The organism is Bradyrhizobium sp. 14AA, from assembly GCF_054185205.1.
On the sequence record NZ_JAVAYM010000001.1, the window covers coordinates 1,058,781 to 1,071,768 of the forward strand.

The window sequence follows — 12,988 nt, forward strand, 5'->3', positions numbered from 1 at the left end:
TGAAACGCATGCGGCGAGATCAACCCAGCGGTTGCAAAACGAGATCGACGAACCACCAACCTCGCGGCAGCTACTTCCATAACGAGGGCATGACGCGGTAACGTAACGCCATGAGCGACGCGGACATCATCGAGCGCGACGAATAGAGCATGACACGAGAACGAAGAGTTCGGGCCTATGCAAATCATCTGGCTCTTACGGTGCGAGGCAATACCGGCGCGTTCAAATTGATGGAGCGCTACGGCAAGAAACGGGTGATCGGCACGTATCGCACCTGCGATACGCTGGAACGCGGAATCAAGCGATATGGAGATCGGATGGTCCGCATGTCCTGGTCGACGACGTCATGAGCCAACTGACCGACAAAGCAGATCGCGACGGCAAGACAGGCCGATTTGTGTCGGGCAATTCCGGAGGCCCCGGACGCAAGGTTGGCGCCCGCAACAAACTCGGCGAGGCCTTCGTCGCCGATCTGCGTGACGCTTGGGAGGAACACGGCCCCGACGTCATCGCCCGCGTCGCTCGTGATGATCCTGCCGCGCTGTTGAAGGTGATCGCCAGCCTGATGCCGAGGGACTACAACATCAACCAGACGGTTGGCGTTGATGCGCAGAACGTGCTCGACGCCTTCCGATCCGCCGTGTCGCTGTTGGGCAACGAGGCGCCGACCAGGCTGCCGAAGGTGAAGGTGATCGATGCCGGCTGATCTTCAGCGCCAGCAGATCGTGCGGGAAGGCGTCGCCCATCTGCGGCAGCACCTCGACGATCCAAACGCGCCAGATGATGGTGTGCGCGTCGAGACGCTGGCCGAAGGCCTCGCACTGCTCGCAGCAGAGGCGCGCCTCGCAGGCGTTGACGAGGGCCTTCATGCCGAGATCGTGCTGAAGTCGTGCGAATTCACCCGCGAGACGCTGAACGAGGCCCGGCGCGTCATGGCCGCGCTCGGCTACGTCGAGATCGCCGCCATACTCAAGCGGCTGGAGCGGACGGCGCCGCGCAGCTTGAGCTTCAAGGAACGGATGCAGGCGAAGGCCCGGAAGCGGGGACAGTTTGGGGGTAGGGCTGATGTCACCGAACCAAAAACACTATGAAAATAGGTGGTTTCAGCAATAACAGCGCTCCACGTAGAGGAGCGAGATTGCTTGCCGTCGCGGCCAACGGCTTTGCAGGTGCGCCATCTGGCGCAAGTGAACGAGCGCGCCACCCGATCTCCTCGCGCGTTCGCCGTCGTGACAGTCTCGGAGCATCGATCATGCCCACCCCCAGGGGGAGCCAGTACTACCCCCACCCCCGCAGTTCCCGGCGACGCCTTGAATAAATCTCATCCTGCGCCTCTCTGCCTCCGCCTATAATTTTTAAAAAAATCCCCGAACGTCCCTCGCTCACCTCCCGCATGCCCCGCCAGATCGTGCCGCGAGCCCGATGGTGCGCCCGCCTGATCTCGCCGCCGTCTGGCACGCCCCGCCGTCCATCGCGCTGGACGGGCTCCGCTCGCGGTCGCCCGGACTCATCGGCGCAAACAAACCATATCTTCAAGTTCGCAAACCACCAGATGCGCTCCGGCGTATTGCGTCTCGCTGCGCTTGCGCTCACGTTTGTCCCGTCAAGTGGAGATGAACACAGATGCACAAAGTGCCAATTACACGCGCGCTGATCTTGCGCATCAACCGCAAGCTCAAGCTGGAGCAACAGCGCATGCGATCCTGTCGCCGCAGTAGCCGATGGTGGGGCGACCTCGGCAACTTCTACGTCGTCGATCTCAACCGCAACGCCATTTTAGGCAGCCACATCGACCCCGAGACCTACGGTCGCGAGCTCGGCGTCGTGCATGCTTTCGAGAAGGTGATTGGCGGTCAACCACTACCCCCCGATGGAAGGCCATGACGCAGGTTCACACTGTCCCTGTTTCGGTGGCGTGGATCATGAAGAGCCCCGAATTTGCGATAGGTCTTGAGGAGGCGCGCAACGGAGGGCCGTTCGACTGGCGAAACGGAAGTTGGGAATACGAACGAGGCCGCTTATTTGGACACATCGCGCCGACGAGTATGCCGCTCAGGATCGCGGGCCGGCTGAATCCTAAGGCCATCGTGCTGTTTGAGCTGGCGCTAAAGAGGAGCTTGATCACATGACTGCGGCCAACCTCCGCGCCCTCGCTACTATCGCGCACGAGATTCACAAGCTGGAGAGAAAGAAGATTTTCGAGATCGGCGATTTACTTCTCGAAGCGCGCGCCCGATGCGAATATGGCGAGTGGATGGCGTGGCTGGAACAATTCGGTTGGAGCTGGGACACTGCTGATCGATACGCCGGTGTCGCGGAGTTGGCGTCGAGATTCCGCAATTTGCGGAATTTGAAGGTCCCCGCGACAGTTCTTTACGATCTTCTCGACCTTGACGAAGATAAACTCCCCTCGGTCGTCGCTGAACTGTGCAAACATGCCGCCACAAGGCATTTAACTAGGCGAGACGCCGAGCGCGTCTTCCAGGTCGGAATCGGTCGGCGTACCTTTGGCGACTATCCGGACGCAACGCTCGCCGGGCTCGTCCGACTCGCTGGGCGCCCTTGGGCCGAGCCGGCTACGAACGCGCTCAAAGAACGTAAGCCGGAGACTGACGAGGAGGCGGAGGCAATCATTGATGAGGCAAAGCGAGAGTACGTTGCAGATCTCGCCGAGGCGGATCGGGAGGCAGAGCGAGAAGCCGAGGGGATCCTCGATGGTGATCCTCCGGACCTACCGCCGACGATCCCCCCATGTGGGAAGCAGAAATTCGGCACGGAACGGCCGTGGCCCGATGCAGGGTCCTTCGCCGATGCCGTTGGAGTGCTGCTAAGACTTAGAGAGCAGTCAGTCGAAAGGTTCGTGGGCAGTTGGTCGGCAGCCGAGTTGCTGGAGGCAGCCAATTTTTTGGGGGCCGTCGCTGCCTGTACAAGATCAGAGGCTGCCTGATCACGCCTCGGACCAGCAGTCCGCTCTGGTGCTAAGAGCCAACCCGACATAGGCAGGTCACCGTGCCGTTCGTCACCGCAGCTTGTGACTCCAAAGCGGACCTCGGTGTCGGCCATCGCAATGTCAGGCAACCCTTGCGCACAAGCCTTGTCGAGTGGGCGAAGAAGGCTTGGCCGCCGTGCGCGCCCGCCCAGCGTGCCGCTGGATCGGCAGGCGATACGAACTTCGGCGTGACCTCCGTCGCTGCACCGAAAGCGGCATCATCGAGGACAGTTAGGTACTCATTAACCGCCGGCGTGCCGCCTCCGGCGGGTGTCCCCTTGTCGCCTTCAGTCCCCTTTTGCCGATTAGCGTCGGCCTTGATCAGGCACGCGTCGACGCCGACCAGCCGCTCCACGATACAACGTTGCAAGACGTTCTCGAACACGCGACGGAAGAGATCGCTTTCTCGAAAGCGACCATGTCTGTTCTTGGAGAACGTCGAGTGATCCGGCACCGCACCGTCCAGGCCGAGCCGGCAGAACCACCGGTAGGCCAAATTGAGGTGAACCTCATCGCACAGACGCCGCTCCGATCGGATGCCGAAGCAATAGCCGATCAGCTCGGGATCGATCGAAGGCCGGCCGATCTTACTGTAGAAGGGGCCAGGTCCTGTCTAATCTGTTCAAGATCGACAAATCTATCGATCGAGCGAAGCAAGTGGTCGGAAAGGACGTGCCTCTCGAGCGAGAACTCATAGAACAAAGCAGCCTGCTCGACTTGCCGATGTCCCATCATGATCTTCAGTCCCGCCAATTTGACAGACTGAATCACTGCTATCACTGACTCGCAACTGCAGCCTTTTTCAACAAAATCGCCCAGAATCAGACATCCGACTGGCAGTTCAAGCTGATTGACTGCGGAGTAAGCCAGAAGTGCTGATTGTATTTCAGCACGCTCCATCTACATCTTGCAATTGAAGCCATGAGCAACTGATGCGGAAGGCGCGGTCACGCCGATGTCAAAAGCTCTCATTGTACACAAGGATCGTTCGCTCCGCGCGCAAGACCAGTATCGCGCGGCGCAATACGTCCGGATGTCCACAGACCATCAGCAATATTCAATTGAGAATCAGGCGGCGGTTATCGCCACGTACGCCGAGCTTCACAATTTGACAATTGTCCGCACTTATCGCGACGCGGGCGAGAGCGGACTAAAAATCGACAATAGGCGAGGAATAACCAAACTAATTGATGATATTAGCTCTCATCAGGCAGATTTTGGTCATTTGCTGATCTTTGACGTTAGTCGTTGGGGCCGCTTTCAAGACGTCGACGAGAGCGCACACTATGAGTTCATCTGTCGGAAGGCAGGAGTAAGAGTCACATATTGCGCGGAGCAGTTTGACAATGACGGCAGTCTACTTTCCAGCATCATGAAGAATATCAAAAGAGTTATGGCGGCCGAGTTCAGCCGGGAGCTTTCTGCGAAAGTCCACGCGGCGTCTGTTCGTCTATCCAGCAAAGGCTTCAAAGTCGGCGGCCGAGAACCCTTTGGATTAGAACGACAGGTTGTGGACGGCGAATGCCGTCGGAAAGGAACATTACAAGCGGGTGAGCACAAATTTCTCTCGACAGATCGGGTGAGGTTGGCTCCTGGACCAGAAGCAAAGGTCGAGGTCGTCCGATGGATCTTCAATGAATATCTACGCGGGGCGTTCCAAGAAGAAATCGCGCGTGAGCTTAACGAGCGGGGCGTCTTGACCAATAGGGAAGGACCTTGGACCCAAAGCTCGATCAGCGCGCTTTTGCGGCGTGAAGCCTATATTGGCAACGTGGTGTATAATAGGCAGACGCAGAAGCTCGGCGCTACGAGAACCACGAATCCAAAAGAGCTCTGGGTTAGGAGCGAGGGCGCAATCGAAGCGATCATCGATTATGACGTCTTTAGAAGCGTAAGCAAAGCTCTAGAGCAGCGTTGTGTCAAAATATCGGAAGAAGAAATGCTCGTGCGCCTTCGAAAACTTCTCATGAAGAAAGGGAAGTTAAGTGCGCCAATCATTGACGCTGCCCCGGGTCTTCCGTCTGTAGCAACCTATCTAAAACACTTCGGGACCCTGCGGAATCTCTACCGCATGATCGGTTATGCCGGTAATAAGAGTTACTGGGCCAGACTTGATACGCATAAACGGTTGGTAAAGCTTCAGCGAGAAAATGCAGGGCTGCTCCAAAACACCTTTGAGCAATCTGGCCGAAACGCCACTTTTGACTCATCGACTGAATGTCTACGAGTCGATGATGCCGTGAATATCTGTTTTCGAATAGCCACTTGCCGAAAATATGTCAGCATTCCGCCAAAATGGAAGCTGGTTCACCGCGTGGGGTGGCCCGCAGGATGGGTTGTGGCGCTGCGGCTCGCAGAGAATAATGAAGCTATTCTGGATTACGTCCTGATGCCATCAACTTCGTTGTCATTCCAGGGCCCATTGTTCTGGTTCTCTGAGGCATCCCGTGCATCTCGCATGATTGAACAATTCGGGTCTTTTGGAGACGTGTCTCGAGTTCTTGTCGAACGTGTTCTGCACGAAGGAACACGTGGCAAGAGACGTCGACTTCAGCCCATCTGATCAGTCGCCCATCAGATTAAGGACAAAAGGCGCCGGCAAAGTGGCTCCCCAGTACAAAAGCACTACAGGACCGGTTCATAGCGCGCACTGTCAGTGCAACGTTCGCTGACATTTCGACGAGCGCGTGAACAATTGTCCGCCTTGCAATAGTGGGTATCCGTCCGGCGAGGACCCGGGCTCCTGAGCTTGCGGAGTTGCGGTGTTTAAGATGGATGGAGCAATCCGTCCAATCTTTAACGTTTCAATCGCTTCGGCGAGGGTGAGGCCGCGATGGAGGCAGAACCATTCTCCGGTGTGACGGTGCCACCGTATGTCGAAGCGATTATGTCTAATCCAGTCGAGGCGAGCGAACGGAGCGTCGAACTCTTCACCGAGATTCTCCGGGAAGCCGGAGCGGTAGCGTTGAATGAGGCGATATTTGGCGCCGTGGCACTTTCCCAGGATATCGACCGGGTAGTTGAACTGCGTCGGCCGGATAGTGGGCAGGAAGCGGGGCTTCAGGAAGCCTTCGATCAGCTGCTGGCAGGCGGCCGTCACCGCCGATTTGTCTGCCGCGGATAGACCGCCCGCTCTCATGTACCCTCCTCACGCCGCCTCGACATCGATCGGCACGAGTTTACGCCAGTTCCATGGCAGAAGCTCTCTTGAAAGCATGATCGTCGATGCGTGCCGCAAGCCAAGCCTGCGGGTCGCGAGGCTGGAAGAGCGCGCGTTGGAAGGTGCAGCATGACATCACGGCGGCCATTCTTCAACGCGCACAGCATCTCGATCGGAACCTGCCCGGACCCGGCTTGCCGAGCGATCCACATCCATCTGCTCGACCGGACGATTGTCCGCACGCACAGCTCACGATCGGCTGCGAGAACGTCGAAGACGTGATCGCCGACCTGCGCACCGTGCGCGACCGGATCGTCATGGGCGGCGAAAAGAAGGGGCTCGACAATTGACCCCAAGTCATCTGACCACACGTCCCCGCCTCGCCACCCGCCGGCTCCGCGAAACCATCGCGATCGAGCACGAGGGCCAGCGCTACAAGGTCGGCCTCGGGCGGGAGATGCTCTGCAACGGCAGCTGCGGTGCCGAGCCGCGCGTCAGTCCGATCGCGAAGATCTTCCTCAACGCGCAGAAGGTCAACTCGCCGGTCGATGTCTTCGCATCGGATGGGGCCGTCCTGATGTCGCTGCTGCTGCAACACGGCTGTGATCTTCACGACAGCCACCGATGGCGGTGGGCGTCTTGTTTCCTACACAGCGCCAAGCCAGACGCACGACTACAACAACGCCGGTTCGTTCGACATCGAGCGAAAGGGCGGGAACGACCGCATTACGTTCAACCGCAACAGCGTCTTCATGGGCTTCCCGCCAAACGATCTGACCAATGGTGCGCCGTTCCGTCTGATTGCCACCGTCAAGTCAGATGGAACGCTCGCCTACGTCAACGGAACCCAGAAGCAGACGTCGACCGCGTCAGGCAATTGGAGCGATGCGGGCGGCCTGTGCCTGGGTCGAGGAAAGAACTCGGGAGATGCGTCCTATTGGGATGGCAAGATCTCCGAGATCGGCATATCGACCGACTATAGCGACGCGACAGCGGTGGCCGCGATCGATGCGGCGCTGCAGCCAGCCGACGTCAAGGCGACCATGAACGCGCAGGCGCCGAAAGCGACCGCACAGGCGAACAAGCCCGCGGCCGGCGCAGCGACCGCCGGCGGCACCGGCGGCGTCGCGGCGCCGTCGATCGACTGGCATCACTCAGCAACAGCGCTCACAAGCAGAAGTAGGGATGCTCGCCAGCTCAAATGACCTCAGGCAAATGGGCCTAATAGCACGGGAATACAGAAAAGTGCTGTGCGGGCTGTGGCAACGAAGATCATGTTGGTAATAAAGAATAGGATCAGCGATAGACAACCAGCAGTGGCTGCGACGCGGCGGGCGCGCCAGAAGTTTAGTGCGGGAAGTGCAAACGCGCACAGCGTGAATTCTTGGCTCTGGTCGATGTAGTTCTTGACCGGAACGCCTTCCGACGTTGCGGCGGTGATCTTCCAACTCGGCTCGAAGAGTACGATCCACGACAGCACCGCGAGCAGCGCGCAGGAGATAAGGAATGCACAACCGACCCATGACGCCTGTTCCGATCGCGAGTCGTGATACAAAACCGGCGGCATGATTATCAACTTTGCTATCGGTTTGATCGCGTGCAACCGGTCTGGCCACTCTGCGTCAGACCACAAGGTGCCGAGGAGGGCGAGGAAGAGAAACGCAAAGGGGAGTGAACAAGGTCGGCTTTCCGAGGCAACGGGCATAGTCACGCCAGTTGATGGTTGGCGTCACCACGAGCAACCATAGTCCGACAAAGATTGCAGGCGCGGTCGTCGACCACGGCAGAGCGGGCCGCGATCATCACGATGAGACGGCAAGGACGGAGAAGATGCGGAAAACGCGACCGGATTGTAACCGACTGCGCGATTGCAGTCGTTCGGAAGGATCTGACTGCGTCATGGCCTTGGTGGTCATGGAGGAGGGACCTTCACCAGGGTGCCCTGGGCAGAGCTTTTAGTCTCCAGTCGAGGAATGTATCACCTTAGTGTCTTTATCAGCGCCGAGGTTGAAAATGGACAAATATTGCCGCTTCACGATCTCGCTCGTCGCGGTCTGCAAGACGCGCTCCCGACTTGCTCGCCCCAACGTGGTGATCAATTGAGGATCGTGAATGAACCTCTTGATCGCAGACCTGAGCTCGTCGACCGAGCCGGGCTGGACAACAAAGCCCTCCAGTCCATCCCGGACGAAATCCTGGCAGCCGGGAACGCGCGTGACGATTGTCGGCACACCGCTCGCGGCCGCCTCGAGCAGCGCACGGGGAAGCCCTTCGCCGCCGCGGGTTGGAAAGATGCCGATGTGATGCTCACGCCAGACCCGGGGTACATCCTCGACATGGCCGTGATAGCGGACGCCCGGATGGTTGTTGATCCAATCGGTGATTGTGGCTTCCTTGACGGGGAGGGGGTTTGCCGAATCCGGGCCTCCGTAAATGTCCAGGAGAATCTTGTAGCCTTCCTTGACCAGAGAGGAGACGGCTTCTGCCGCAAGGTCAGTTCCTTTCGACCAAACAAGACGGCCGACCGTCGCGAGCCGCAATGGTTGAAGTTGCGGCTTTGATTCCGGGTGAAACTCATCCGGATCGACCCCGGCTCCCATGAGGATGAGGTGGCGAACTCTTCTGGTAAAAGGAATACCAATTCTGGTCGCGTCCGATTGATTCTCGAAAATGAACCAAACTTTCGATGAGCGGTTGGCCAACCTCATAAGCAGGTAGAAAATGGTCCGAAACAAGCGAGCCTTTCGATTGGTTGAGATATCGATTGTTCCAAGCCCAGTCACAACGAAGACATACCGTTCGGCACTCAGCAGCGGGAATGCAATGGTAAGCGCGATAATTGAACGGATGGAGTAACCGACTATGATGTCGGGTCTGACCCGACGCAAGATCGAAACAATGCTGGAGATCTTGCTTACGAACGCCCAGGACGGATTGTTCCTGCGCATGTGCTGTGTCTCAAGAACTTCTACCGCGCCGTTGAAGCGCTCGAGGACCTGATCGTCGGGCGTTCTCGGAAGCAGCGCAAATATCTTGGCCCGGCTTGCTGCGGCTGCCTCTATGGCCGGGGTAAAGTGGCGGAAAAAGAATGCGGTATCATTCGCGAGAAATGCGATGCGCTTGGTCTGACCTGACAGAGATTCGTCGAGACGCGCTCTCGGTTTCACGGTCCAAATCCCACTCAATTTTCTATGGTGATACAGTCGAGCGGATCTGTGGCTCGGGCTTGCGACCATCATCGGCATGACGCTTCGTGGTAAGGCGGAAATACAGGTCGCGATGTCTTTCGTAGCATTGCTGGAGTGAAAAATTATCCAGAACGAACTTGCGCCCTTTGCTGGCGCGCAACGATCTTTCAGGCGAATCAAGTCGTCCGAGCCTGATGATGGCTGCACTCAGGGCCGTGCTGTCTTGGGGCGCAACGACTTCGTGCGCACCCTGTATCAACGCTTCGTCACCCGATGCACTGGCGGTGACGAGGTTGCCGCTGGCCAGAGCCTCGGCAACAACATTGGGGAAGCCTTCGTTGGAGCGAGATGACGACACCATGACATCGAAGGCTGGATAGACCATCTCAATGTCGACTCGAGGGCCCATAAAGGAAACATAATCGAGGACGCCCACGTGACTGCAAAGTGACAGAAGTTCACTGTTGCCTTCGATCTCGTCTCCAACGAGGAGAAGCCGTGCCTGCGGCAGCGAGTCCCGCACCTTACCGAACGCTGAAATAAGGGTTTCGAAATCCTTCATCGGCGCATAGCGGGCGATGCGACCAATGAGAAAAGCGTCGGACGCCAAACCGAGTTTTGCGCGAAGTACGGCTCGCGCGTCAGGTCGAGGTCTGAAGCGATCGCAGTTCACACCGTTATGGATAATCGCGTATCGTTCGGACGAATACCCGAGGGATTTGTGGGTCATTGCGGAGGCAAGCGAATTATAGAGGGTGAAATCGGGGTAGCTTGAGATCCGCGCCCCGAGCTTGATAATCGCTCGGGTCAACCGACGGTCGAGAGCCAGGTCGTCGATGGATTGTCGAACCGACCAGATGAGCGGGCATTTGAAGTAATTCAGGCGTCGCAAGATCGCTGCGGCGACGTTCGCGTGGTACATCCAGGCATGAACGATATCGGGATCAGCCTGAGCTATCGTTGAGCCGAGCCGGTGCAGCGCAAGAAACCCGGCGGCCCCTCGAGCGCCGGAAAGTTCGATAACCGTCGCTCCCGCCTTTTCCAGCCTCGGCCTAAGTGGCCCCTCTGACAGAACTGATATGACCGTATGCCGGAGCTTCTCGTTCTTGCTCTGGCTTTCCTCAATAAATGAACAAAGACTGGCTTCGGCTCCACCAAAGCCAAGGCCAGTAATGGCATGTACAACTTGCACTGAACCCTCCAGCCTGGCGACTGGAGCCCCCTTAGTTCCTCGCTGAAGCGTGGAGTTGCTCTTGCCCCTCAAAGTATAATGGAATAACTGGCGGTGGGGTGAATTGCAACCATGGATCGTGTGAATTCGAAATTTTGGGAGGCTGACAGATCGGTTTGGACAGCTGAAAGCGTCGAGACGTTCTGGAAAGCCTGTTACGCCCGTGACTTGGAAGCTTGTCGCTGGCCTTCTCGGGCGGCTGGTCTTATCGCCGAACTGCTGGCTCGCCGCTTCCCGACAGGAGCGCGGGTTTTCCTAGTTGGCGATCGCGATCCCGGTCTTGCGGAAGCGCTGTTGAAAGCCGGATATTCGGTTGCGCGAGCTGACATTGGCGATTGGTTGATACCTACCGCCGAACCCAGGCTCCCGCAGGAGTGGTTAGGCTCGATTCCGGCCGTTGCCGAAGCAACGTTTGATATCGTCGTCTCCGTTGGCCTCGCCGAATGTCTTCTCGAGGAGGAAGTCCAGCCATTTCTGGAGATGCTGCGTCTGGTCGTCATCCCCGGCGGTCACATCGTGGTTGCGGTGCCAAACGATGAGCGGCTCGAGCAAAACGAGGTCCCGTGTCCGAAGACAGGCATCATCTTTCATTGTGGTCAGCGCATCCGATCGTTTACGCAGGCATCGCTCGGTGATTTCCTTGCCAGCGCAGATCTTAAGCTGGTTGCGAAGTTCGAGATGGAACTCGACGAACGCGTGCTGGCCGATCGCGCGGCAGTTGATCCTGACTTTGCTAACGCCGCTTATATCCATGTCGGCGCTGGCACAACCCTGTTCGGGATCGCACAATCCCCATCCATTCCTCATTCGAACAAGGCTGTTCTCATTAAGGTGAATGAATGGCTCGAAGCGCGACGCGGTCGGGCCGCTGTACCCGGGCCGGCAATGGACAATTGGCGGTGGGATGATTCAAGCGTAGCGAACTTCTGGTCGCGAATCGCCGGTACGCCTCTTGACGATTTGAGTTTTGGCAAGGTTTTGGGGCAGGCACTCCTGCGCGGGATTGAGCCTTGGCTCGTACCTGGCGGGCATCACCTCGATGTCGGAGCTGGTGATGGTAATATGGCCGAGATCCTGGCCACATCGAACTACGCAGTTGCCACCCTGGAACCCGCGGAAGAGCGCGCTCGAAAAATCGAAGCGAAACTCGCGCATTTCCCGGCCTTTGTCGGCCATATAGATCGGTTGGATCACACCCATCAGGGCAGCTTCGATGCGGTAATCGCCTGTGAGGTGATCGAGCATGTGCTTGAGGAGCGGTTGGCAGGGTTCTTCGCCTCTCTGGCCGCAGCCCTGAAGCCGGGAGGGCGGGTCATCCTGTCGGTCCCCAATTCCGAGGACCTCGATCGCGCGATAATCTACTCTCCGTTTGGAGGCGTGCTCTTTCATCGCTGGCAGCACATGCGCCGCTTGTCGTCGTCGGGACTTGATGCGCTGCTGCGCAAGCACGGCTTTGAGGTGATCGTCTTCTATGAGGTGGATCTTGCCGGCGCTCAGCATCGGCGCTCCACCGAACTTGAAGCGATTCTCGGCTCGTCGCAAAGCTACGCGCAACCCGGTGCGCCCAATCTCATCGCGGTTGCTCGCCGAGCCGGCGACACGATCGTTCCGCCGCGTGTGCTATCGGATTTTGAGCGTCGGATAGCGACACCGGATCACGTCGCCCGATCTTCAGCTTCTGCGATGCGAATGTCGGGCAAGCGCTTCTACGAAACGATTGAGCTTCCCGCCAACGACGCGAAACACGTCGAACTAAATTCCTTCCGGCTCCAACTGTCTCCCCGTTTCGCGCCGGGAGACGACGAGGAGTGCTCCGACAGGTCGATGCTGAGACTGTTTGAGGATGGCAGGGAACTGGGACCGGCACATTCTGCTCATGCTGACGTGGCCCGCCTCGGAGCCGGCCGTTTCTCGCATTGGGCCCGCGATCTGCTGTTCTCGAGCTCGGATGGCCAGGACCCGCGCCACAATGGCCGACGCTATGTCGTGATCGCCGAAGCGGCGTCCGTGCGGACAGCGAACCTTGACGAGCGGCTGAGGGCGGGGGACGCCTCGATGCTCGTCTGGGAGCTGCCGCCCGATGCGATCCAGGTCGTGGAAGGCCAGCGTTGCCGGATCGCGCTGCCGCGGACGTTTCCTGCCGGGGACGACGAGCATCACCCGTCGCGCTCGGCGCTGGAGCTGTTCGAAGACGGCGTACCGCTTGGTCCCGCTCACGCCTTGCACGATGAGATCGCCACGCTGGGTGAAGGCCGTTTCTCGCATTGGGCCCGCGATCTGCTGTTCTCGAGCCCGGATGGCCAGGACCCGCGCCACAATGGCCGACGCTATGTCGTGATCGCCGAAGCGGCGTCCGTGCGGACAGCGAACCTTGACGAGCGGCTGAGGGCGGGGGACGCCTCGATGCTCGTCTGGGAGCT

Annotated in this window: 13 protein-coding genes and 1 pseudogene; 9 read left to right on the forward strand and 5 right to left on the reverse strand. The window is 58.5% G+C overall.

Annotated elements, in window-relative coordinates; translation table 11 throughout:
• Window positions 1–346: 346 nt before the first annotated feature.
• The 5 genes from RAD15_RS05015 to RAD15_RS05035 all read left to right on the forward strand — a co-directional run bounded on the left by RAD15_RS05015 (window position 347) and on the right by RAD15_RS05035 (window position 2,947).
• The gene (locus RAD15_RS05015) at window positions 347–706 is read left to right on the forward strand and encodes a hypothetical protein (RefSeq protein ID WP_458174925.1); all 360 of its coding nucleotides are present in this window, start codon (window positions 347–349) and stop codon (window positions 704–706) included.
• The gene (locus tag RAD15_RS05020) at window positions 696–1,091 is read left to right on the forward strand and encodes a hypothetical protein (RefSeq protein ID WP_458174927.1); all 396 of its coding nucleotides are present in this window, start codon (window positions 696–698) and stop codon (window positions 1,089–1,091) included. The genes RAD15_RS05015 and RAD15_RS05020 overlap by 11 nt, the downstream gene beginning before the upstream one ends.
• 532 nt (window positions 1,092–1,623) lie before the next feature.
• Window positions 1,624–1,884 (forward strand): hypothetical protein, encoded by a 261-nt coding sequence (locus RAD15_RS05025; RefSeq protein WP_458174929.1) that lies wholly within the window; start codon window positions 1,624–1,626, stop codon window positions 1,882–1,884.
• The gene (locus RAD15_RS05030; RefSeq protein WP_458174931.1) at window positions 1,881–2,129 is read left to right on the forward strand and encodes a hypothetical protein; all 249 of its coding nucleotides are present in this window, start codon (window positions 1,881–1,883) and stop codon (window positions 2,127–2,129) included. The genes RAD15_RS05025 and RAD15_RS05030 overlap by 4 nt, the downstream gene beginning before the upstream one ends.
• Entirely contained in the window at window positions 2,126–2,947 is an 822-nt protein-coding gene (locus tag RAD15_RS05035) for a DUF3102 domain-containing protein (protein ID WP_458174933.1), read from the forward strand. Before RAD15_RS05030 ends, RAD15_RS05035 begins: the two co-directional genes overlap by 4 nt.
• Before the next feature lie 148 nt (window positions 2,948–3,095).
• On the opposite strand, the pseudogene RAD15_RS05040 reads toward RAD15_RS05035, so the two are convergent.
• A pseudogene (locus RAD15_RS05040) lies at window positions 3,096–3,724 on the reverse strand (transposase); the annotation flags it as partial.
• Window positions 3,725–3,944: 220 nt separating this feature from the next.
• Between RAD15_RS05040 and RAD15_RS05045 the strand changes: the two are divergent.
• Window positions 3,945–5,552 (forward strand): recombinase family protein, encoded by a 1,608-nt coding sequence (locus RAD15_RS05045; protein ID WP_458174935.1) that lies wholly within the window; start codon window positions 3,945–3,947, stop codon window positions 5,550–5,552.
• A gap of 90 nt (window positions 5,553–5,642) precedes the next feature.
• Here the strand turns inward: RAD15_RS05045 and RAD15_RS05050 are convergent, their stop codons facing one another.
• Window positions 5,643–6,128 (reverse strand): DUF3024 domain-containing protein, encoded by a 486-nt coding sequence (locus RAD15_RS05050; protein ID WP_458174937.1) that lies wholly within the window; start codon window positions 6,126–6,128, stop codon window positions 5,643–5,645.
• A 143-nt stretch (window positions 6,129–6,271) separates the two neighbouring features.
• Between RAD15_RS05050 and RAD15_RS05055 the strand changes: the two genes are divergently transcribed.
• Together RAD15_RS05055 and RAD15_RS05060 are read left to right on the forward strand one after the other, a co-directional pair.
• The gene (locus RAD15_RS05055; RefSeq protein WP_458174939.1) at window positions 6,272–6,499 is read left to right on the forward strand and encodes a hypothetical protein; all 228 of its coding nucleotides are present in this window, start codon (window positions 6,272–6,274) and stop codon (window positions 6,497–6,499) included.
• A 252-nt stretch (window positions 6,500–6,751) separates the two neighbouring features.
• On the forward strand, window positions 6,752–7,354 hold the full coding sequence (locus RAD15_RS05060; protein ID WP_458174941.1) for a LamG-like jellyroll fold domain-containing protein: 603 nt from the start codon (window positions 6,752–6,754) through the stop codon (window positions 7,352–7,354).
• Between the two features lie 2 nt (window positions 7,355–7,356).
• Here the strand turns inward: RAD15_RS05060 and RAD15_RS05065 are convergent, their stop codons facing one another.
• The 3 genes from RAD15_RS05065 to RAD15_RS05075 form a co-directional block, all read right to left on the reverse strand.
• Window positions 7,357–7,752 carry a hypothetical protein gene (locus RAD15_RS05065; RefSeq protein ID WP_458174943.1) on the reverse strand — a complete coding sequence of 132 codons (396 nt, stop codon included), beginning with the start codon at window positions 7,750–7,752 and terminating at the stop codon, window positions 7,357–7,359.
• Between the two features lie 352 nt (window positions 7,753–8,104).
• Window positions 8,105–9,316 carry a glycosyltransferase gene (locus tag RAD15_RS05070; RefSeq protein WP_458174945.1) on the reverse strand — a complete coding sequence of 404 codons (1,212 nt, stop codon included), beginning with the start codon at window positions 9,314–9,316 and terminating at the stop codon, window positions 8,105–8,107.
• Between the two features lie 22 nt (window positions 9,317–9,338).
• The gene (locus RAD15_RS05075) at window positions 9,339–10,529 is read right to left on the reverse strand and encodes a glycosyltransferase (RefSeq protein WP_458174947.1); all 1,191 of its coding nucleotides are present in this window, start codon (window positions 10,527–10,529) and stop codon (window positions 9,339–9,341) included.
• A gap of 111 nt (window positions 10,530–10,640) precedes the next feature.
• On the opposite strand from RAD15_RS05075, the gene RAD15_RS05080 reads away from it, so the two are divergent.
• On the forward strand, window positions 10,641–12,988 hold a 2,348-nt coding region (locus RAD15_RS05080), incomplete at its 3' end, for a class I SAM-dependent methyltransferase (RefSeq protein WP_458174949.1).

Coding starts and splice junctions, on each gene's coding strand:
- RAD15_RS05015 (WP_458174925.1), top strand. CDS start 347: ATGAGCCAACTGACCGACAAAGCAGATCGCGACGGCAAGACAGGCCGA.
- RAD15_RS05020 (WP_458174927.1), top strand. CDS start 696: ATGCCGGCTGATCTTCAGCGCCAGCAGATCGTGCGGGAAGGCGTCGCC.
- RAD15_RS05025 (WP_458174929.1), top strand. CDS start 1,624: ATGCACAAAGTGCCAATTACACGCGCGCTGATCTTGCGCATCAACCGC.
- RAD15_RS05030 (WP_458174931.1), top strand. CDS start 1,881: ATGACGCAGGTTCACACTGTCCCTGTTTCGGTGGCGTGGATCATGAAG.
- RAD15_RS05035 (WP_458174933.1), top strand. CDS start 2,126: ATGACTGCGGCCAACCTCCGCGCCCTCGCTACTATCGCGCACGAGATT.
- RAD15_RS05045 (WP_458174935.1), top strand. CDS start 3,945: ATGTCAAAAGCTCTCATTGTACACAAGGATCGTTCGCTCCGCGCGCAA.
- RAD15_RS05050 (WP_458174937.1), bottom strand. CDS start 6,128: ATGAGAGCGGGCGGTCTATCCGCGGCAGACAAATCGGCGGTGACGGCC.